The sequence below is a fragment of the Pantoea sp. RG18 genome (assembly GCF_025910075.1).
Classification (GTDB): Bacteria; Pseudomonadota; Gammaproteobacteria; order Enterobacterales; family Enterobacteriaceae; genus Pantoea; species Pantoea agglomerans.
On record NZ_JAPCIL010000002.1, the window covers coordinates 50,539 to 69,896 of the forward strand.

Annotated in this window: 18 protein-coding genes; 13 read left to right on the plus strand and 5 right to left on the minus strand. The window is 56.7% G+C overall.

Annotated elements, in window-relative coordinates; all coding sequences use genetic code 11:
* Positions 1-224 precede the first annotated feature (224 nt).
* From ansP to OK409_RS00760, 3 genes are all read left to right on the plus strand, one after another.
* Complete coding sequence (gene ansP, locus OK409_RS00750; RefSeq protein ID WP_010259970.1) at positions 225-1,721, plus strand: L-asparagine permease; 1,497 nt, start codon at positions 225-227, stop codon at positions 1,719-1,721.
* 142 nt (positions 1,722-1,863) lie between these two features.
* The gene (gene nudK / locus OK409_RS00755; RefSeq protein WP_033788107.1) at positions 1,864-2,442 is read left to right on the plus strand and encodes a GDP-mannose pyrophosphatase NudK; all 579 of its coding nucleotides are present in this window, start codon (positions 1,864-1,866) and stop codon (positions 2,440-2,442) included.
* A 189-nt stretch (positions 2,443-2,631) separates the two neighbouring features.
* A complete protein-coding gene (locus OK409_RS00760) occupies positions 2,632-3,705 on the plus strand; it encodes a DUF1176 domain-containing protein (protein WP_010259965.1) in 1,074 nt (357 codons plus the stop codon).
* On the opposite strand, the gene ampH is transcribed toward OK409_RS00760, so the two are convergent.
* The 5 genes from ampH to amiA all read right to left on the minus strand — a co-directional run bounded on the left by ampH (position 3,702) and on the right by amiA (position 10,340).
* The gene (gene ampH / locus OK409_RS00765; RefSeq protein ID WP_010259962.1) at positions 3,702-4,865 is read right to left on the minus strand and encodes a D-alanyl-D-alanine-carboxypeptidase/endopeptidase AmpH; all 1,164 of its coding nucleotides are present in this window, start codon (positions 4,863-4,865) and stop codon (positions 3,702-3,704) included. The genes OK409_RS00760 and ampH overlap by 4 nt on opposite strands.
* A gap of 256 nt (positions 4,866-5,121) precedes the next feature.
* Positions 5,122-7,122: a transketolase gene (tkt, locus tag OK409_RS00770; protein WP_010259958.1), complete on the minus strand. Its 2,001-nt coding sequence runs from the start codon at positions 7,120-7,122 to the stop codon at positions 5,122-5,124.
* A 57-nt stretch (positions 7,123-7,179) separates the two neighbouring features.
* Positions 7,180-8,130, minus strand: coding sequence for a transaldolase (tal, locus tag OK409_RS00775; protein WP_010259954.1), 951 nt, complete (start codon positions 8,128-8,130; stop codon positions 7,180-7,182).
* Between the two features lie 346 nt (positions 8,131-8,476).
* The gene (hemF, locus tag OK409_RS00780; RefSeq protein WP_010671360.1) at positions 8,477-9,391 is read right to left on the minus strand and encodes an oxygen-dependent coproporphyrinogen oxidase; all 915 of its coding nucleotides are present in this window, start codon (positions 9,389-9,391) and stop codon (positions 8,477-8,479) included.
* A gap of 100 nt (positions 9,392-9,491) precedes the next feature.
* Positions 9,492-10,340 (minus strand): N-acetylmuramoyl-L-alanine amidase AmiA, encoded by an 849-nt coding sequence (amiA, locus tag OK409_RS00785; RefSeq protein WP_010259947.1) that lies wholly within the window; start codon positions 10,338-10,340, stop codon positions 9,492-9,494.
* A gap of 207 nt (positions 10,341-10,547) precedes the next feature.
* On the opposite strand from amiA, the gene OK409_RS00790 reads away from it, so the two are divergent.
* From OK409_RS00790 to OK409_RS00835, 10 genes are all read left to right on the plus strand, one after another.
* Positions 10,548-10,973 (plus strand): GNAT family acetyltransferase, encoded by a 426-nt coding sequence (locus OK409_RS00790; protein ID WP_003848834.1) that lies wholly within the window; start codon positions 10,548-10,550, stop codon positions 10,971-10,973.
* Entirely contained in the window at positions 10,963-11,430 is a 468-nt protein-coding gene (locus OK409_RS00795) for a DUF2919 domain-containing protein (RefSeq protein WP_264366648.1), read from the plus strand. Before OK409_RS00790 ends, OK409_RS00795 begins: the two co-directional genes overlap by 11 nt.
* Before the next feature lie 65 nt (positions 11,431-11,495).
* Positions 11,496-12,113: an RpoE-regulated lipoprotein gene (locus OK409_RS00800; RefSeq protein ID WP_250327870.1), complete on the plus strand. Its 618-nt coding sequence runs from the start codon at positions 11,496-11,498 to the stop codon at positions 12,111-12,113.
* 253 nt (positions 12,114-12,366) lie between these two features.
* Positions 12,367-13,383, plus strand: coding sequence for a sulfate ABC transporter substrate-binding protein (locus OK409_RS00805; RefSeq protein WP_192072746.1), 1,017 nt, complete (start codon positions 12,367-12,369; stop codon positions 13,381-13,383).
* The gene (gene cysT, locus OK409_RS00810) at positions 13,383-14,216 is read left to right on the plus strand and encodes a sulfate/thiosulfate ABC transporter permease CysT (RefSeq protein WP_010259932.1); all 834 of its coding nucleotides are present in this window, start codon (positions 13,383-13,385) and stop codon (positions 14,214-14,216) included. The genes OK409_RS00805 and cysT overlap by 1 nt, the downstream gene beginning before the upstream one ends.
* Positions 14,216-15,091, plus strand: coding sequence for a sulfate/thiosulfate ABC transporter permease CysW (gene cysW, locus OK409_RS00815; RefSeq protein ID WP_010259929.1), 876 nt, complete (start codon positions 14,216-14,218; stop codon positions 15,089-15,091). Before cysT ends, cysW begins: the two co-directional genes overlap by 1 nt.
* Positions 15,081-16,169 carry a sulfate/thiosulfate ABC transporter ATP-binding protein CysA gene (gene cysA, locus OK409_RS00820; protein WP_010259925.1) on the plus strand — a complete coding sequence of 363 codons (1,089 nt, stop codon included), beginning with the start codon at positions 15,081-15,083 and terminating at the stop codon, positions 16,167-16,169. Before cysW ends, cysA begins: the two co-directional genes overlap by 11 nt.
* An 81-nt stretch (positions 16,170-16,250) precedes the next feature.
* Positions 16,251-17,135: a cysteine synthase CysM gene (gene cysM / locus OK409_RS00825; protein WP_010259921.1), complete on the plus strand. Its 885-nt coding sequence runs from the start codon at positions 16,251-16,253 to the stop codon at positions 17,133-17,135.
* Between the two features lie 168 nt (positions 17,136-17,303).
* Positions 17,304-17,984, plus strand: coding sequence for a response regulator transcription factor (locus OK409_RS00830; protein WP_010671364.1), 681 nt, complete (start codon positions 17,304-17,306; stop codon positions 17,982-17,984).
* Entirely contained in the window at positions 17,981-19,321 is a 1,341-nt protein-coding gene (locus OK409_RS00835) for an ATP-binding protein (protein ID WP_264366649.1), read from the plus strand. Before OK409_RS00830 ends, OK409_RS00835 begins: the two co-directional genes overlap by 4 nt.
* Positions 19,322-19,358 lie beyond the last annotated feature (37 nt).

Below are 19,358 nucleotides of genomic sequence, written 5' to 3' on the forward strand. Positions count from 1 at the left end.
TTTTTTGTTTTTGTGCATCAGGATGGATTCTTACAAATCAGCCTGTGCATCTGCCCGGTATATTTTGCTTCGTTCTTGCAGAACGGGTAGGATTCATCGCCGTAAATTCCCGCGCTGCCTGGCACTCACTCACAGGCAAACGCACAGAGGAAAATACCCCATTTCACAGGGCATTACGCCTGAAATGGGGGCGACGACTGATAGTCAGGACAAACAGGAATGCTATGAAATCTAAAAACAAAACCCCAGGCGAGATGCGCGCTGCGAAACGACGCTGGCTCAACTCTCATGACGCCGGCTACCAGAAGGCGATGGGTAACCGTCACGTACAGATGATTGCGATCGGCGGTGCCATCGGTACCGGTTTGTTCCTGGGCGCAGGTGGCCGTTTGCAGGCTGCTGGCCCCGCCTTAGCCATCATCTATCTGGTGTGTGGCATCTTCTCCTTCTTTATTCTGCGTGCGCTGGGCGAACTGGTGTTACACCGTCCCAGCAGCGGCAGCTTCGTCTCCTACGCCCGTGAATTCCTGGGTGAGAAAGCCTCCTACGTGGCGGGCTGGATGTACTTCGTCAACTGGGCAATGACCGGCATCGTCGATATCACCGCCGTCGCGCTCTACATGCACTACTGGGGCGCATTTGGTGATGTGCCACAGTGGGTGTTCGCCCTGGGCGCGCTGGCGATTGTCGGCACCATGAACATGATCGGCGTAAAGTGGTTTGCCGAGATGGAGTTCTGGTTCGCGCTGGTGAAAGTGCTGGCAATTGTGATCTTCCTGGTGGTGGGCGTGGTGTTCCTTGGCACCGGCAAACCGCTGGATGGCAACAGCACCGGCTTCCATCTGATCACCGATAACGGTGGCATGTTCCCGCACGGCTTACTGCCTGCGCTGGTGCTGATTCAGGGTGTAGTGTTCGCCTTTGCCTCTATCGAACTGGTAGGTACGGCGGCCGGCGAATGTAAAGACCCGAAAACCATGCTGCCGAAAGCGATCAATAGCGTGATCTGGCGTATCGGCCTGTTCTACGTTGGCTCGGTGGTCCTGCTGGTGCTGCTGCTGCCGTGGAACGCCTATCAGGCGGGTCAGAGTCCGTTTGTTACCTTCTTCTCGAAGCTGGGCGTGCCTTACGTTGGCAGTATCATGAATATCGTGGTGCTGAGTGCGGCGCTCTCCAGCCTGAACTCGGGCCTCTACTCAACCGGGCGTATTCTGCGCTCCATGTCGATGGGTGGCTCTGCACCGAAATTCATGTCTAAGATGAACGGTCAGCAGGTGCCTTATGCCGGTATTCTGGTGACCATCGCCGTCTATGTGATTGGTGTGGTGCTTAACTACTATGTGCCTTCTCAGGTGTTTGAGATCGTCCTGAACGTCGCCTCGCTGGGGATTATCTCCTCCTGGGCCTTTATCGTGGTTTGTCAGCTGCGTCTGCGAAAAGCGATTAAAGAGGGCAAGGCGGATGATGTCAGCTTCAAGCTGCCAGGCGCGCCGTTTACCTCATGGCTGACGCTGCTGTTCCTGTTCAGCGTGCTGGTGCTGATGGCGTTTGACTACCCGAACGGGACTTACACCATCGCCTCCATTCCGCTTATCGCGGTATTGCTGGTGCTGGGATGGTTTGGCGTGCGTAAACGTGTTCACGCCATAGCTGAGACCGAACAGGATCATCACGAAGAGGAGCCTCAGCCGACCCGACTGGCTGACGACACCTCACGCTGATTAGCGCTGCAGCAATCAGGCCAGCCTTCGGGCTGGTTTTTTTTTGGCGTAAACCGCCTCATTCACCGCGAGAATTAAGATAGTTTTCCCGCAAGCTTGCCCCTATGATGAAAGGCTCCCTTTATGCGGTAGCGGAGTCCTCATGTCGTTTAAGATCAACATCATCAAAGATAAGCTCCTGTCCGAAAACTGGTTTGTGCTGCGTAACTACACCTATGAGATTACCGATCATCGTGGCGAGGTTATCCGCCATAAACGCGAAGTCTACGATCGTGGAAACGGGGCGACCATCCTGCTCTATAACCGCGAAAAGAACAGCGTGGTCCTGACGCGCCAGTTCCGTATCGCCACTTACGTCAACGGTAACGAGGGCGGCATGTTAATTGAAGCCTGTGCCGGCTTGCTGGACGACGACTCTCCGGAAGATTGCATTCGCAAAGAGGCGATTGAAGAGACCGGTTATGCGGTGGGCGAGGTGGAGAAACTCTATTCCTGCTATATGTCGCCGGGCGGCGTCACTGAATTGATCCACTTTTTCGCGGCGGAATATAATGAATCGCTGCGCGACAATGCGGGCGGCGGCGTTGAAGATGAGTCGATCGACGTGCTGGAACTGCCTTTCCCTGATGCACTGGCAATGGTCGCCGATGGCCGCATTCGCGACGGCAAAACCGTCATGCTGTTGCAGCATGCGCAGATTGCTGGCTGGCTGATACCATAAAAAATCATGCAGTTAGCCTGTTGCAGCGTGACGGCGTTGAGCGTGGAAAGTGAAGCATAATCCACTTTTCATGCACGCTTTTTAAGCAGTTAACTGCGCTTTTTGCACAGGTTCACAGAATGGGAACCCTGGCAGGCCCGTTGATGCGCTATCCTCTCCACTCTGGGTATTCGGGGATCGATTTTCTTAATGTCGTATTGGATGAAATCGCTGTGGCTGTTGCCGTCTCTGTGGGTTGCCTGTGTTCAGGCGGAACCGTTGCAAAAGTCATTCAACGACTGGCAAATCACCTGCAACAATGAAGCCTTTTGCGTGGCGCGCAATATTCCGGGCGACAAAGGGTTAGTGATGACGATTTCGCGGCATGCGGGCGTCAACGATCGCCCCTTGCTGCGAATCGACTACGGCAGTGCCTACAGTGGCGCGCTGCCTGGCGGTTCGCTTCAGGATAACCTGCTACTGGATCAGCGCCGTCTGAAACCCGACCTCAAACACTGGACGGTTGAACCGCACCATCTCGCCACCAGCAATGCCATCGCAATTGATGAGTTTCTTGATCTGGTGATGGAGGCGAAAACCCTTCAGCTCACTTTCGATCCCAATGCGCTGATCTCCCTGCGCGGCATGAAGGCCGCGCTGTTGCTGATGGATGACACCCAGGGGCGGGTCAACAGCATGAGCGCATGGGTCAAACGTGGCGATCGCGCCAGCTGGGATGTTCCGCCGCCGCCTGCGCTGCCGCCACTGCCGCCTGCTGTCGAGCCACCCGCGGCATTGACGCGCGATGAGACCAGCGGATTAATTGATTACGGCACCTGGCGGGTCAATACCGACTCCTGCTCACTCGATCCACTGCGCCGTGAAGTCAGCGTGGCGCCACTCACCGATCAGCGCGCGCTGCTGCTGGTGAGTTGTGAAATGGGGGCTTATAACGTGATCGATCTGGCGTTTGAAGTGACGCGCAGCCAGCCGTATGTTGCGCGCGGCATCACCTTAACTCTGCCGTTTACCCCACCAGGTGCCAGTGATCGGCAGCTTGAGCTGATCAACGCCGAATATGATGCGGCCAGCGGCCAGCTCTACACTTTTGGTAAAGGACGTGGATTGGGTGACTGTGGCAGTGCCACACGCTGGCAGTTTGATGGCACGCGTTTTGTGTTAGCGGAGTATGCGGAAGAGTCGACCTGTGATGCCTGGCATAGCAGTGATGACTGGCCAACCCTGTGGGTCAGCCAGTCTGACGGTGGCGTACAGCAGCGTTAACGAATCGCCTGCACCATCATCGGTGAGCCAAGCTGATTACCGACCAGTTCGGCCAGCATATTATTCACGCCGTCGCTCATTGGCGTAAAGCGGGTCAGCGGCGAGCGAGTCACCACCACAAATACCCCCACGTTATGCTGCGGCACCATCGCCATATAGGTGATGAAACCGCCGCCGCCGCCGGTTTTCTGAATAATGCCAGGGCGACCATTTTTCGGCCCCATAAAGACCCAGCCCATTCCCAGCGCATCCGCTTTACCCGGCACATCCATGCCTTCTACCTTGCTCAGCTGATCGCGACGATAGATCAGCGTCTGCAGTCGATCGATCTGCGGCGTGCGGTGGTTAACCGAAGAGTTAAGGAACTGCTGCATCCAGCGGCCCATATCATCCGGCGTGGAGTAAACGCCGCCGCTGCCAATCGCCGCCAGGGTGTTATTGCACGGACTGGCCCCTTTTTCCGCCACCATCAGGCGTCCGCACTGCTCTGGCGACGGCGTAAACGTCGTGTCCTTCATGCCGAGCGGGCGGGTAATCAGCTGCTGAAACAGCGCCGGATAGGGTTTGCCCGTGGCGCGCGACAGCGCATCACCCAGCAGATCGTAGCCCAGGTTGGAGTAGGCGGCACTGCTGCCCGGTGCTGCTTTGAGGTTAGCGCGTGACAGCCACGCCCAGCGTTCACCACGGGTCGGCCAGACAAATACCGGACGCTGCGCTTTGCCGCCTGGCTGTTCGCGCGGCAGTCCGCTGGTGTGGGTCGAGAGATTGATCAGGCGAATGGGCTGACCATTGTAGGTGGGCACGCGTGAACCCGGCGGCGCATATTTACTCAGGGGATCGTCGAGGCGGATCTGTCCGCGCTCAGCCAGCTTCACCATCACTTCACTGGTCATCAGCTTACTCAGCGAGGCGATGCGGATCAGCGAATCTTTCTGCGGACGGACATTGTTGCCGGGACGGGTTTCACCAAAGCTGGCGAACACCCGCTGATTACCATCAATCGCCACCAGTGCCATGCCGGTTGCACCGCTGCCGTAAAAGATATGTTCCGCATAGCGATCAACAATCTGAGAGGCCAGCAGTGGATCGGGCGCGACCTGCGCCATGCTTTTTAATGGAAGCAGTGAAACCATCAGGGCCAGTAAATAGGGTGTGCGCATGTTCAACGGAAGTGGCTTCGCTATAAAATCGGAGGAAATCTGCCTTCACTCATCGGGATGCATCAGGACAGAACCGCGTTATCCCGGCAGAACAACAGCGGGAACAGACGGACAGCCAGCGCACAGGCAGCATTAAGTATGACGGCTCTATAGTAATGAGTTTGCGCAGGGCGGGAAGAGGGGAATGGAGTTTTTTTTATGTATCAGGCTATAAGTGGAAATGGCCCTTCCCGGTGAGCCGGGAAGGGCATAAGCATTAAACTGGCTTGAGTAATGCTTCAGCGTGGCTGACGATATTCTCAACCGTGAAGCCAAACTCCGGGAACAGCTGACTGGCCGGGGCCGATTCACCAAAGGTGGTCATACCGACAATCGCACCGTCCAGACCGACATACTTGAACCAGTAGTCAGCAATACCCGCTTCTACCGCCACACGCGCTTTCACGCCGCTCGGCAGTACGGATTCGCGGTAAGCGGCATCCTGCGCATCAAACAGATCAGTAGAAGGCAGTGAAACCACCCGCACCTTGTGACCGCCTGAAGTGAGCTTGTCCGCTGCACCCAGGGTGATCTCAATCTCTGAACCGGTCGCGATCAGAATCACTTCTGGTGTGCCGTCGCAATCCTTCAGCACGTAGCCGCCGCGTTTGATGTTTTCGATCTGCTCCGGGGTACGTTCCGGCTGCAGCAGATTCTGACGCGAAAGGATCAGCGCAGTCGGGCCGTGATGACGTTCGACGGCGGCTTTCCACGCTACGGCTGTTTCGACCTGATCGCACGGACGCCATACGCTCATATTTGGCGTCAGACGCAGGCTGGCGATCTGCTCTACCGGCTGGTGCGTCGGGCCATCTTCGCCCAGACCGATGGAGTCATGGGTGTAGACCAGAATCTGTCGTGCCTTCATCAGCGCAGCCATACGCGCGGCGTTTCGCGCATATTCGACAAACATCAGGAAGGTTGCGGTGTAGGGAACGAAACCGCCATGGTGCGCGATACCGTTACCAATCGCCGTCATACCAAATTCACGCACGCCGTAGTGAATATAGTTACCGGCCGGATCCTCTTTGATCGATTTAGAACCTGACCAGATGGTGAGGTTACTCGGTGCCAGGTCAGCAGAACCGCCGAGGAACTCCGGCAGCATTTTGCCGTAGGCTTCCAGCGAGTTTTGTGACGCTTTACGGCTGGCGATTTTCTGCGGGTTAGCCTGCAACTCCTGAATGAACCGGGTCGCTTCGGTTTCCCAGTTGGCGGGCATTTCGCCATTCATCCGGCGCTCATACTCTTTCGCCAGCTCTGGATGGGCTTCTTTGTAAGCCGCAAATTTTGCATCCCAGGCTTTTTCACGTTCAGCACCCGCCGCTTTGGCATCCCACTGCTGGTAGATTTCAGCCGGGATCTCAAACGCCGGATAGTTCCAGCCGAGCTGTTTGCGGGTCAGGGCAACTTCTGCCTCACCCAGCGCCGCGCCGTGCGACTCCTCTTTACCGGCTTTGTTCGGCGAACCGAAACCGATAATGGTGCGGCAGATAATCAGTGAAGGCTTATCGGTGACGCTCTGCGCCTCTTTGATCGCCTCACGAATGGCATCAGCGTCATGGCCGTCAATGTCGCCAATCACATGCCAGTTGTAGGACTCAAAGCGTTTATGGGTGTCGTCAGTAAACCAGCCTTCGGTCTCGCCATCGATCGAGATACCGTTATGGTCATAGAAGCCGATCAGTTTGCCGAGACCCAGGGTCCCCGCCAGTGAACAGACTTCGTGCGAGATGCCTTCCATCAGACAGCCATCGCCCATAAACACATAGGTGTGGTGATCGACAATCTCATGATCCGGACGGTTAAACTGCGCGGCCAGCGTGCGTTCTGCAATGGCTAAGCCCACGGCGTTAGCCAGTCCCTGACCCAGCGGGCCGGTGGTGGTTTCAACGCCTGGGGTGTAGCCGATTTCCGGGTGACCTGGCGTTTTAGAGTGCAGCTGACGGAAATTTTTCAATTCTTCAATCGGCAGGTCATAACCGCTCAGGTGCAGCAGGCTATAGAGCAGCATCGAGCCGTGGCCGTTGGAGAGGATAAAGCGGTCGCGATCAAGCCAGGCGGGATTGGTCGGATTATGCTGGAGGAAGTCGCGCCACAACACTTCGGCGATATCGGCCATTCCCATTGGCGCACCGGGGTGGCCTGAATTTGCCTTCTGTACCGCATCCATGCTCAGTGCACGAATCGCGTTTGCCAACTCTCTGCGTGAGGACATAAAGTTCTCCCTTGTTATGCATCAGGGCGGGAAAGTCCCGCCCGACTAAAATAAAGACTACAGGCGTGCGGCGAGCACATCTTCCAGCTTCTGCTGGTCAACCGCGAACTGGCGGATGCCGTCAGAGAGTTTTTCAACTGCCATTGGATCCTGATTATGTTCCCAACGGAACTCCGCCTCGGAGAGCGGCGACGGCTGGTGGAAACCTTCAGTTGAAGGCTCCAGTTTGCGCTCAAGCGGCGCATCACTGTTCTGCAACTCTTCCAGCAGGTTAGGTGACAGGGTCAGGCGGTCGCAGCCTGCCAGCGCGATAATCTGCTCCACTTTACGGAAGCTGGCGCCCATGATGATGGTGCTGTAACGATGCTTTTTGTAGTAATCGTAGATGCGACGCACGGATTTCACGCCCGGATCTTCATCTGCCACGTAGGGGTCCATGGGTTTGCGCGAGTTATACCAGTCGTAGATGCGTCCAACGAACGGGGAGATCAGGAACACGCCCGCTTCGGCACAGGCACGCGCCTGAGCAAAGGAGAAGAGCAGTGTCAGGTTGCACTGAATGCCGTTTTTCTCCAGCTCTTCCGCTGCGCGGATGCCTTCCCAGGTCGAGGCCAGCTTAATCAGTACGCGTGAGCGATCGATACCGTGCTCTTCATACATCCGAATCAGTTTTTCTGCTTTGGTCACACACATGCCACGATCGAAGGAGAGGCGCGCATCCACTTCGGTCGAAACACGGCCCGGTATGCTTTTCAGGATTTCCATACCAAGGTTGATCGCCACTTTGTCGCTGGCGTTGATAATCTGCGTCTCTTTGCTGCCGCCCTGTTTTTTGGCGTACTCAATCGCGTCATCCATCAGGTGCTTATACCCTTCGAGACCGGACGCTTTCAGAATGAGTGAGGGGTTGGTGGTGGCGTCTTCCGGATGGTAATTACGAATCGATTCGATATCACCACTGTCCGCCACCACGGTGGTGAACTGTTTTAGGGCTTCTAGCTGGTTCATCTCTAAACTCCTTGAAAAGAAAAATGAAAGCGAACAGGGGGCACCTCAGGCCTCGCAGCCGGTCTGTGGCATGTTCTGCTACCGGGAACGCGAACCCATAACATTGCAACAGAGAGTTTCTGATGAACATGCGGTTTCTCTGATTGTTGCGCTGCGAGGCGGTGCGAAGGAGCCGTCATGCGGTGTTAACCGTGGGGTGCGCCATATTCCACCCATAAGCATAGCAGTCAGGAGGAATGACGCAGGCCACACTGTAGCAATCTGTGCCCTGTAAAAAAGAAGAGGCCGATCAGGCGAGAGGTAAGCGCAGCGCGGGTTGAGACCCGCGCTGCAGCGGCAGAAACGATCAGACTGGCAGGTTCAGCCAGTTCTTCACCGGCAGGAAATCGCGATAGAGGGCGGCTTCAGGTGAGTCGGCATCGGGCTGATAATCATATTCCCAGCGCACCAGCGGGGGCATCGACATCAGGATCGACTCAGTGCGACCGCCGGTCTGCAGACCAAACAGCGTGCCGCGGTCCCACACCAGATTAAACTCCACATAGCGGCCACGGCGATAGAGCTGGAACTGACGCTCACGATCGCCCCACGGGTGATCTTTACGGCGCGCCACAATCGGCCGATAGGCATCCATAAAGCCGCGGCCTACCGCCTGCATAAAGCTGAAGCTCTGCTCAAAGTCGGGCGTGTTGAGATCGTCAAAAAACAGGCCGCCAATGCCGCGCTGCTCATCACGATGCTTCAGATAGAAATAGTCATCACACCACTTTTTATAGCGCGGATAGACATCCTCGCCAAAAGGCTGGCAGAGGTCAGCGGCGGTCTGGTGCCAGTGCAGCGCATCTTCTTCGAAGCCATAAAAAGGGGTCAGGTCAAATCCGCCACCAAACCACCAGACCGGATCGGCACCCGGTTTCTCCGCGATAAAAAAGCGCACGTTGGCGTGGCTGGTGGGCACATAAGGGTTGTTCGGGTGGATCACCAGCGACACGCCCATCGCTTCAAAACTGCGACCCGCCAGCTCCGGCCGGTGTGCAGTGGCGGATGCCGGCATCTGATCGCCATGCACGTGCGAAAAGTTGACGCCCGCCTGCTCAAACACCGCGCCGTTGCGCAGCACGCGGCTCTGACCGCCGCCGCCGCCAGGGCGCTGCCAGCTATCTTCAGCAAACGCTGCGCCGCCATCTTCAGCCGCCAGCTGGTTACAAATCTCATCCTGCAATGCGAGCAGGAACGCTTTTACGCGGGAAATATCAGCCATTTTTTCGCTTATGGTTTGTCAAAGTCTGACGCGATTATACGCAAAACCGCGCCGCTTGCATGAGTGCGGCGAGTCGCACGGCCTGAACCGACGACATGCATCAGGCGTTGCGGCGATCAAACTCATCAAAGTAATTGACGATGCCGCTGGCAATAGCAGAGGCGATTTTCTGACGAAACGCGGTGGTGCCGAGCAGCTGCTCTTCACGCGGATTAGTAATAAAGGAGGTTTCGACCAGCACCGAGGGGATCGACGGTGACTTGAGTACTGCGAAGGCCGCCTGCTCGGTGTGCTGGCTGTGAAGATGATGAACCGGGCGGATCTGATCCAGGACATGCTTGCCCAGCGTCAGGCTGTTTTTGATGGTGTCCGTCTGCACCAGATCGAACAGAATCTGCTGCAGATAGTGATCCTGCTGCTGCGCTTTCACGCCACCCAGCTTGTCCGCATCGTTCTCCCGCTGTGACAGATAACGCGCCATCGAGCTGCTGGCACCGCGATTAGAGAGCGCAAACACCGAGGCACCGCTGGCATCGGGACTGGTAAAACCGTCGGCATGAATCGACATAAAGAGATCTGCGCCGTGCTGGTGGGCGATCTCTACCCGCTGATAGAGCGGAATAAAGTGGTCGCTGTCGCGGGTCAGACGCACTTCTATGCGCGGATGGCTCTGTAGCTGACGCTGCACGTTACCGGCAATCTCCAGCACGATGTGTTTCTCTTCGGAACCCTCTTCGCCAACGGCACCAGAGTCGATGCCGCCGTGACCTGGGTCGATCATCACGATACGTTTCCCGTTCTTAGCGGGCGGGGCAGGGCGCGAGTGACGATTTGCACCAGTAAGCGCAGACTGCTCTTTAGCCTGAACCGCGCGCGGCGATAAAATGGCCAGAGCCAGCCCGGAAAGCAGTAACTGACGGCGATGAATCAAACGTTTAAGCAGGTGCATGTGCGGGTCCGGTAACAGGAATCTTGCCGGTGTTATAGCCTAAGGGGCTGCTGCCTGCGATCACAGAACCATTTCAGGGCATTACTTTGTATTGCAGGTCGCGAACAGTAAATTTGCGCTTTTTTATTTGTCGCCCGTCATGGAGGGTTGCGTGCGGCAGAGAATGCGTGATAATCAGCAAATTGTGCTTATTTGCAGGTAAAGAAGATGGAAATCCGCGCCTTCCGCCAGGAAGATTTTGAAGAAGTGATCACCTTATGGGAACGTTGCGATTTGTTACGGCCATGGAACGATCCTGAGCTGGATATCGAACGCAAAATGAATCACGACCCCGATCTCTTTCTGGTCGCTGAAGTGGGCGGCGTGGTCGTGGGCACACTGATGGGCGGCTATGATGGCCATCGCGGCGCGGCTTACTATCTGGCCGTGCATCCCGACTATCAGGGACGCGGCTTTGCGAATGCGCTGATGAATCGTCTGGAGAAGAAGCTTATCGCGCGCGGCTGTCCGAAACTGCATCTGATGATCCGCGAAGAGAATGATCAGGTGGTGGCGTTCTATGAGAAGCTCGATTATGAGCCGGTTGATGCGCTGCTGTTTGGTAAACGTTTGATCGAAGATCGTGAATACTAAGCCGTCACCGGGCTATCTGCCGGACGAGTATGACGCCAGAGGGCAGCTGCGGCTGCCGTTTCTTTTTTGGCTGATCCTGTTACTCCAGGCACGGACCTGGCTGCTGCTGGTAATGGCCGGGGCGTCACGGCAGCAGGGCAACGATCTGCTGGCGCTGTTCTATCCGGATCGTCAGGCGTTCTGGATCGGTCTTGCGCTGGGTTTACCGGCGCTGGCGGGCCTGCTACTGACCGGGTATCGCACCCGCCTGCCGCGACTCTGGCAGCACTGGCGCAGCGTGCTGGCGCTGTCGCTGCTGGTGAATCTGCTCTGGCAGGGAATGCAGTTTGTGCAGGACGATCTGCTCACCTCACCGCTGCCATTGCTGCTGACGTTGTTTGACCTGCTGGCGCTGATCTGGCTGCAATCCAGTCGCCGCTGTCGCGACTGCTTTCTGCCCGAACATCATCTTCACTAAACTTTTTGTCGCTTTGCGACTCCAATCAGTTCCGCCTTTCCGGCATCGCATTTACAGGAGTTCTCATGAAAGCTGTTCGTTCCACGCTACTGATCGCCGCCGTTGTACTGAGCGGCTGTGCCAGTTCGGGTTCCGGCGCTGACAGCAGCCAGCAGGCAAGCTGGTGGAATCCGCTGACGTATCACTGGTCTTCGGCGCTGCCGTGGAACTGGTTCGGTTCCTCGCTGACCGCGACTGAACAGGGTGTGGGTGGGTTAACTGCCTTGACCGCCATGAAAGAGGACGCGATTAATGCCGGACTGAACGGTGACTATAGCCTGCGTCAGGGCATGCGCAGCCAGAATGGTCAGGTGGTCTCTTTCTGGCAGGCGCTGGATGATGGCAACGTTAAGCTGGTGATTTACGGGCAGTCGCAGGTCGAACGTATTGAGGTCATGGACAGCGCAATCGCCAGCAGCGATGGCAGCAAAGTGGGTGATGTCTTCAGTAATAAGTTCAGCAAAGCCTTCGACAACTGCACCTTAGCCAGCGGCACCGATGCGCGTGACGTGGCATGCCGTGCGCCTGGCAGTCAGCATCTGACCTATGTTTATCAGGGTGACTGGCATGGACCAGAGGGATTAATGCCCTCGGACGATACGCTGAAAAGCTGGAAAATCAGCAAGATTGTCTGGCAGCGTTAATCCCTCGTCTTCAGCGCGCCGCCCGTCAGGCGGCCGCTGAGCCTCTCAAAACCTTTGCCGGCGCGCACGGCACGGGGTTCCTCCTCCCCATCGGCTTTTGCTGATTTCTGCATAAACAGTGCCGTCGTCTTATGCTTTTTTCGACTTTGAAATCATCAAACGATATATAAAACCGTTACTGGTTTTCACTGAGTTATAAATAAACTGGTGCCTCAGCGGGTGAGATCCGCATCAAACTTTTTCAGGGTGCCAAATGACATTACAAGCGATGAAAAAAATCGTGAGCGGTATCGCGTTGTCGCTGAGCCTGGCCGGCGCAGCCAATGCCACTGAACTCCTCAATAGCTCTTACGATGTTTCGCGGGAGCTGTTTGTCGCCCTGAATGCTCCCTTCGTTAAGCAGTGGGATGCCAGCCATCCCAGCGATCCACTGACCATTAAGATGTCGCACGCCGGTTCATCGAAGCAGGCGCTGGCAATCCTGCAGGGACTGCGCGCGGATGTCGTCACATACAATCAGGTTACGGATGTGCAGGTGCTGCACGATAAAGGCAACCTGATTGCCGCAGACTGGAAAAGCCGTCTGCCGAATAACAGCTCGCCTTTCTACTCCACCATGGCGTTTCTGGTGCGCAAAGGGAATCCAAAACAGATTCACGACTGGTCAGATTTGACCCGAAGTGATGTGAAGCTGATTTTCCCGAATCCGAAAACCTCCGGGAATGGCCGCTACACCTATCTGGCCGCCTGGGGCGCAGCGGAGAAAGCGGACGGGGGCGATCAGGCCAAAACCCGTGCCTTTATGACGCAATTCCTGAAAAACGTTGAAGTGTTCGACACCGGCGGTCGCGGTGCGACCACGACCTTTGCTGAGCGTGGCCTGGGCGACGTATTAATTAGCTTTGAGTCCGAAGTGAATAACATTCGCAACCAGTACGGCAAAGATGAGTATGAAGTGGTGGTGCCGAAAACCAACATTCTGGCGGAGTTTCCGGTGGCATGGGTGGATAAAAACGTCACCACCAATAAAACCGCTGATGCGGCCAGCGCTTATCTGAACTATCTCTACACGCCTGAAGCGCAGAATATTATTACTCACTACTACTATCGCGTGAACAATGCACAGCTGATGGCGGAGCAGAAAGATCGCTTCCCGCAGACCAACCTGTTCCGGGTGGAAGAGGCGTTTGGCGGCTGGGATAAGGTGATGAAGACGCACTTCGTCAGCGGCGGTGAGCTTGATAAGTTGTTAGCGGCGGGGCGCGGATAATGTTTGCAGCCAGCCAGAAACGCGTGTTGCCCGGCTTTGGTCTCAGCCTCGGCACCAGTCTGCTCTTTACCTGTCTGATTCTGCTGCTGCCTATCAGCGCGGTGATCATGCAGCTGTCGCAGATGACGCTGCAACAGTACTGGGATGTGGTGACCAATCCGCAGCTGATTGCCGCCTATAAAGTAACGCTGCTCTCTGCAGGCGTCGCCTCACTGTTTAATGCGGTGTTCGGCATGCTGATGGCATGGATCCTGACCCGTTACCGTTTTCCGGGCCGGACGCTGCTGGATGGCCTGATGGATCTGCCGTTTGCACTGCCTACGGCGGTGGCGGGTCTGACCCTGGCCGGACTCTTTTCGGTCAACGGCTGGTATGGACAGTGGTTCGCTCAGTTCGACATCAAAATTTCCTATACCTGGATTGGTATCGCCATCGCCATGGCCTTTACCAGCATTCCGTTTGTGGTGCGTACCGTACAGCCGGTGCTGGAAGAGTTAGGCCCGGAGTATGAAGAGGCGGCCGAAACGCTGGGTGCCACGCCGTGGCAGAGCTTCCGCCGCGTCGTGTTGCCGGAAGTGGCACCGGCGCTGCTGGCCGGGACTGCGCTCTCCTTTACCCGCAGCCTGGGTGAATTTGGTGCGGTGATCTTTATTGCCGGTAACATCGCCTGGAAAACGGAAGTCACCTCACTGATGATTTTTGTCCGGCTGCAGGAGTTCGACTATCCGGCGGCCAGCGCCATCGCCTCGGTGATCCTGGCGGCATCGCTGATTCTGTTATTTGCGATTAACACATTACAGAGCCGCTTTGGCCGTCGTCTGGGAGGTCACTAATGGCTGAGGTTTCACAGATTAATCACGCTGCACGTCAGCCAGTGAACTGGGGCAAGTGGCTGCTGATTAGTATCGGCGCGCTGATCTCGATTCTGCTGCTGGTGGTGCCGATGGCCTCCATCTTCTGGGAAGCGCTGAATCAGGGGCTCATTGTCGCTCTCAGCAATCTGGCGGATCCGGACATGCTGCACGCCATCTGGCTGACCGTAATGGTGGCGCTGATCACCGTACCGGTTAACCTGGTGTTCGGCACGCTGCTCGCCTGGCTGGTGACGCGCTTTACCTTTCCGGGGCGTCAGTTGCTGCTGACCCTGTTCGATATTCCTTTTGCCGTGTCGCCGGTCGTGGCCGGTCTGATGTATCTGCTGTTCTGGGGCGTTAATGGCCCGGCAGGCGGCTGGCTGGATGCGCATAACATCCAGATTATGTTTGCCTGGCCTGGCATGGTGCTGGCGACGGTGTTTGTGACCTGTCCGTTTGTGGTGCGCGAACTGGTGCCGGTGATGCTGAGTCAGGGCAGTCACGAAGATGAAGCGGCGGTGCTGCTGGGCGCCTCTGGCTGGCAGATGTTCCGCCGCGTAACGCTGCCGAACATTCGCTGGGCGCTGCTGTATGGCATCGTGCTGACCAACGCCCGTGCGATTGGTGAATTTGGTGCGGTCTCGGTGGTATCGGGATCGATTCGCGGTGAGACCTACACGTTACCGCTTCAGGTTGAATTATTGCATCAGGACTACAACACCGTTGGCGCGTTTACCGCGGCTGCCCTGTTAACCCTGATGGCAATTGTGACGCTGTTTCTGAAAAGCATTGTGCAGTGGCGTTTAGAGCAACAGCACAAACGCCTGCAACAGGAGGGAAATCATGAGCATTGAGATTAACAAGATCAACAAATCCTTTGGTCGCACATCGGTGCTGAACGATATCTCTCTGGATATTGCCTCGGGTGAAATGGTGGCGCTGCTTGGCCCATCAGGCTCGGGTAAAACCACGCTGCTGCGCATTATTGCCGGGCTGGAGCATCAGAACAGCGGTCATATCCGTTTTCATGGCAACGATGTCAGCCGCCTGCATGCGCGCGATCGTCAGGTCGGTTTTGTCTTCCAGCACTACGCGCTGTTCCGTCATATGACGGTATTCGACAACATCGCCTTTGGCCTTACCGTGCTGCCACGTCGTGAGCGTCCTTCAACGGCGGAGATCAAACAGCGTGTTACCCGTCTGCTGGAGATGGTGCAGCTGGCTCATCTGGCGAATCGCTTCCCGGCACAGCTGTCGGGCGGTCAGAAACAGCGTGTGGCGCTGGCGCGTGCGTTAGCGGTTGAACCACAGATTCTGCTGCTGGACGAACCCTTTGGCGCGCTGGATGCTCAGGTACGTAAAGAGCTGCGCCGCTGGCTGCGTCAGCTGCATGAAGAGCTGAAATTCACCAGTGTGTTTGTCACCCACGACCAGGAAGAGGCGATGGAAGTCGCGGATCGCGTGGTGGTGATGAGTCAGGGCAATATTGAACAGGTCGGCACGCCAGATGATGTGTGGCGCGATCCGGCGACCCGTTTTGTGCTGGAATTCCTGGGTGAAGTGAACCGCTTTGATGGCGAGATTCAGGGATCACAGTTCCATGTTGGCGCGCACCACTGGCCGCTGGGCTATACCTCGGCCCACCAGGGCGCGGTTGAGCTGTTCCTGCGTCCTTGGGAAATCGACGTCTCACGCCGCAGCAGTCTGGAAACCCCGCTGCCGGTACAGGTACTGGAGGTGAGCCCGCGTGGACATTTCTGGCAGCTGGTCGTCCAGCCTGCCGGCTGGCAGAGCGAGCCGGTTTCGGTGGTGTTTGAAGGTGAGCAGACAGCGCCGATTCGCGGCGAGCGTCTGTTTGTTGGCTTACAGCAGGCGCGTCTCTATAAGGGCGATACGCCACTGCGCGCAGTTGCCTTTGCACAAAGCGCCTGATATTTTCTCTTCAACACCGGGCGGGAGTGACACTCCCGCCTTTTTTTCGCATCTGGTTTGTAAGATGCCAGGAACCGCACCGTGACGACTCTCGAAAATACCATCGGCAATACCCCGCTGATTAAGTTGCAGCGCCTGACGCCCGCCAACGGCAGCGAGGTCTGGCTCAAGCTGGAAGGCAATAATCCGGCAGGTTCGGTAAAAGATCGCGCGGCCTGGTCGATGATCAATCAGGCAGAGCTGCGTGGTGATATTGCACCTGGCGATCAGCTGATTGAAGCTACCAGCGGCAACACCGGGATTGCGCTGGCGATGATCGCGGCGATGAAAGGCTACCGACTTCGCCTGCTGATGCCCGACAACATGAGTCAGGAGCGGCAGGACGCGATGCGCGCCTATGGCGCAGAGTTAATCCTGGTGCCACGTGAACAGGGCATGGAGGGCGCACGCGATCTGGCCCAGGCGATGGCGGCGCGCGGTGAAGGCCGGGTGCTGGACCAGTTTAATAATCCCGATAATCCGCTGGGTCACTATCAGACCACCGGCCCGGAATTGTGGCAGCAGTCGAACCAGCGCATGACTCATTTTGTCTCCAGCATGGGCACCACCGGCACCATTACCGGCGTGGGGCGTTATCTGAAAGAGCTTAATACGGGCGTGCAGGTGATCGGTTTGCAGCCCAGCGAAGGCAGCAGTATTCCGGGTATTCGTCGCTGGCCGCTGGCCTATCTGCCGGGGATCTACCGTCCCGATCTGGTGGATGATGTGATGGATATGACGCAAAAGGAAGCGGAAGAGACGATGCGCGCGCTGGCACGCCGTGAAGGCATTTTCTGTGGCGTCAGTTCAGGCGGCGCGGTGGCGGGTGCGCTGCGCATTGCGCAGGCCAATCCTGGCAGCGTGGTGGTGGCGATCGCCTGCGATCGCGGTGACCGTTATCTCTCTACCGGACTCTATCATCAGTAACCTCTGCCAATGCGGAATCAGGCCTGTGCGTGCATTTACTGCCCACAGGCCTTTTTTTAACCCCAATTTTCAGTGCCAGACAGACTGAATCTGTAAGGATCGCGTAAATCAGGCTGCGCGAATGTTCAGCACAGGACAAAATAGCGGCAATTCTCCAGAGAGATAACCATGAAAATTTTGCTTGTTGATGATGATGTCGAATTAGGCACGATGTTAAGTCAGTACCTGATCGGGGAAGGGTTTGATGCCCAGCTGGTTCTGACCGGCAGCGCCGGCGTGCAGGGCGCGTTATCGGGAGAGTTCACCGCCATGATCCTGGACATTATGCTGCCTGACATGAGCGGCATTGATGTGTTGCGTCAGGTGCGCCAGAACAGCCGGATACCAGTGATTATGCTGACCGCCAAAGGCGATAATATTGATCGCGTGATCGGTCTGGAGATGGGCGCGGATGACTATATGCCCAAGCCCTGCTATCCCCGTGAACTGGTGGCGCGTCTGCGCGCCGTATTGCGCCGTTTCGAAGAGCAGGCGCCACAGCCAGACGCCAGAGAGCCGCTGCGCTGGGGAGAGCTGATGCTTAATCCCGCCACCCGCATAAGCGAATGGCAGGGTAAAACCTTTGATCTGACGGCGTCGGAATTTAATCTGCTGGATCTGCTGCTGCGTGCGCCGGACAGAGTGGTGTCAAAAGATGAGCTCTCCGAAAAGGGACTCGGTCGTCCGCGTGAAGCCTATGATCGCAGCGTCGATGTGCATATCAGTAACATTCGTCAGAAGCTCAGTGCATTAACCGCTGACAGCATCAACATCGAAACCGTTCGCAGCATCGGCTACCGTATTCGATGAAGCAGAGTTACCGTGGACGCATGTTCTGGAAGATCTTTATCGGCTTCTGGATCGTTTTCGTCATTATGAGCCAGCTTATCTGGCTCGGCTTTACGCTCTCCGGTAAACGGCATGAACCGCCTGAACTCGTGGCTATCCGTCGTATTGTGGATCTGCAGATGACCTCCGCCGCGGCAGTGCTGGAGCGGGGCGGGCCTGACGCGCTGAACGCGATGCTCTCGGACTGGGATAACAGCGATCGGCAGTTCTTCCACGTCACCCAACAGACAAAGCCGTCCCAATCAGAAAACAGCGGCAACCTGGATATCAGAGGGCGCTTTCCTGAAGAGGTGGTGCGCTGGGTTCGCGGCGCGGATGGCAAAGCCTATCAGCTGCGCTACGACCTGGATGGCATGCGTAAAGACAGCACGCTGAACATGATGCCGCGCAAATTTCTGAATATTCCTGAGCCGATGTTTGTCTTCGCCGGCTCGGTGGGATTGCTGTTCAGTCTGCTGCTGGCCTGGAATCTGACGCGACCTATGCGTCAGCTGCGGGAAGGATTTTCCCGCGTGGCTGAGGGCGATTTAAGCGTGCGGCTGTTTCCGATCATGCGTAAGCGCCACGACGAGATCTCAAACGTCGCTGAAGCCTTTGACGCCATGGTCGAGCGGCTCGATACCCTGGTGCGCGCCCGTGAAGAACTGTTGCATGATATCTCACATGAGCTTCGTTCACCGCTGGCGCGACTGCAGCTGGCGACCGGGCTGGCCAGACAGACGCCAGAAAGTGTGAATAGTTCGCTTGATCGCATTGATGAAGAGGCGCGTCGGCTGGACAAGATGATCGGTGAACTGCTGACACTGTCGCGGGCTGAGCATGAAAGCATCCCGGATGAGCAATATTTTGATCTGACCGGCTTGCTGCAGGCGGTTATTACCGATGTCCGTTATGAAGCGCAGATCCCAGGCGTGCAGGTAGAGTTGCAGGTCGACGGTCGGGCTGATTACACCGTGCGAGGCAATGCAGAGCTGATACGGCGCGGAGCAGAGAATGTATTACGCAATGCGCTGCGCTTCTCTCAGCCAGGGCAGCGGATTGATGTTCATCTGCGCGCAGAACAGCAGTGGCTGGTGATTCAGGTGCGCGATCAGGGGCCGGGTGTCGATGAGGATAAACTCTCCAGCATCTTTGACCCGTTTGTGCGGGTGAATTCGCCGCTGATGGGCAAAGGTTATGGTCTGGGACTGGCTATCGTTCGCAAGGTGGTGCTGGCGCATCATGGTGAGGTCGAGGCAAGAAACCGGCCAGAAGGCGGACTGGAACTGACGCTGCGTCTGCCGCACTGGCAGCCCTGAACAGGCATACAGCAGAAACGATAACGGCACCCGCGGG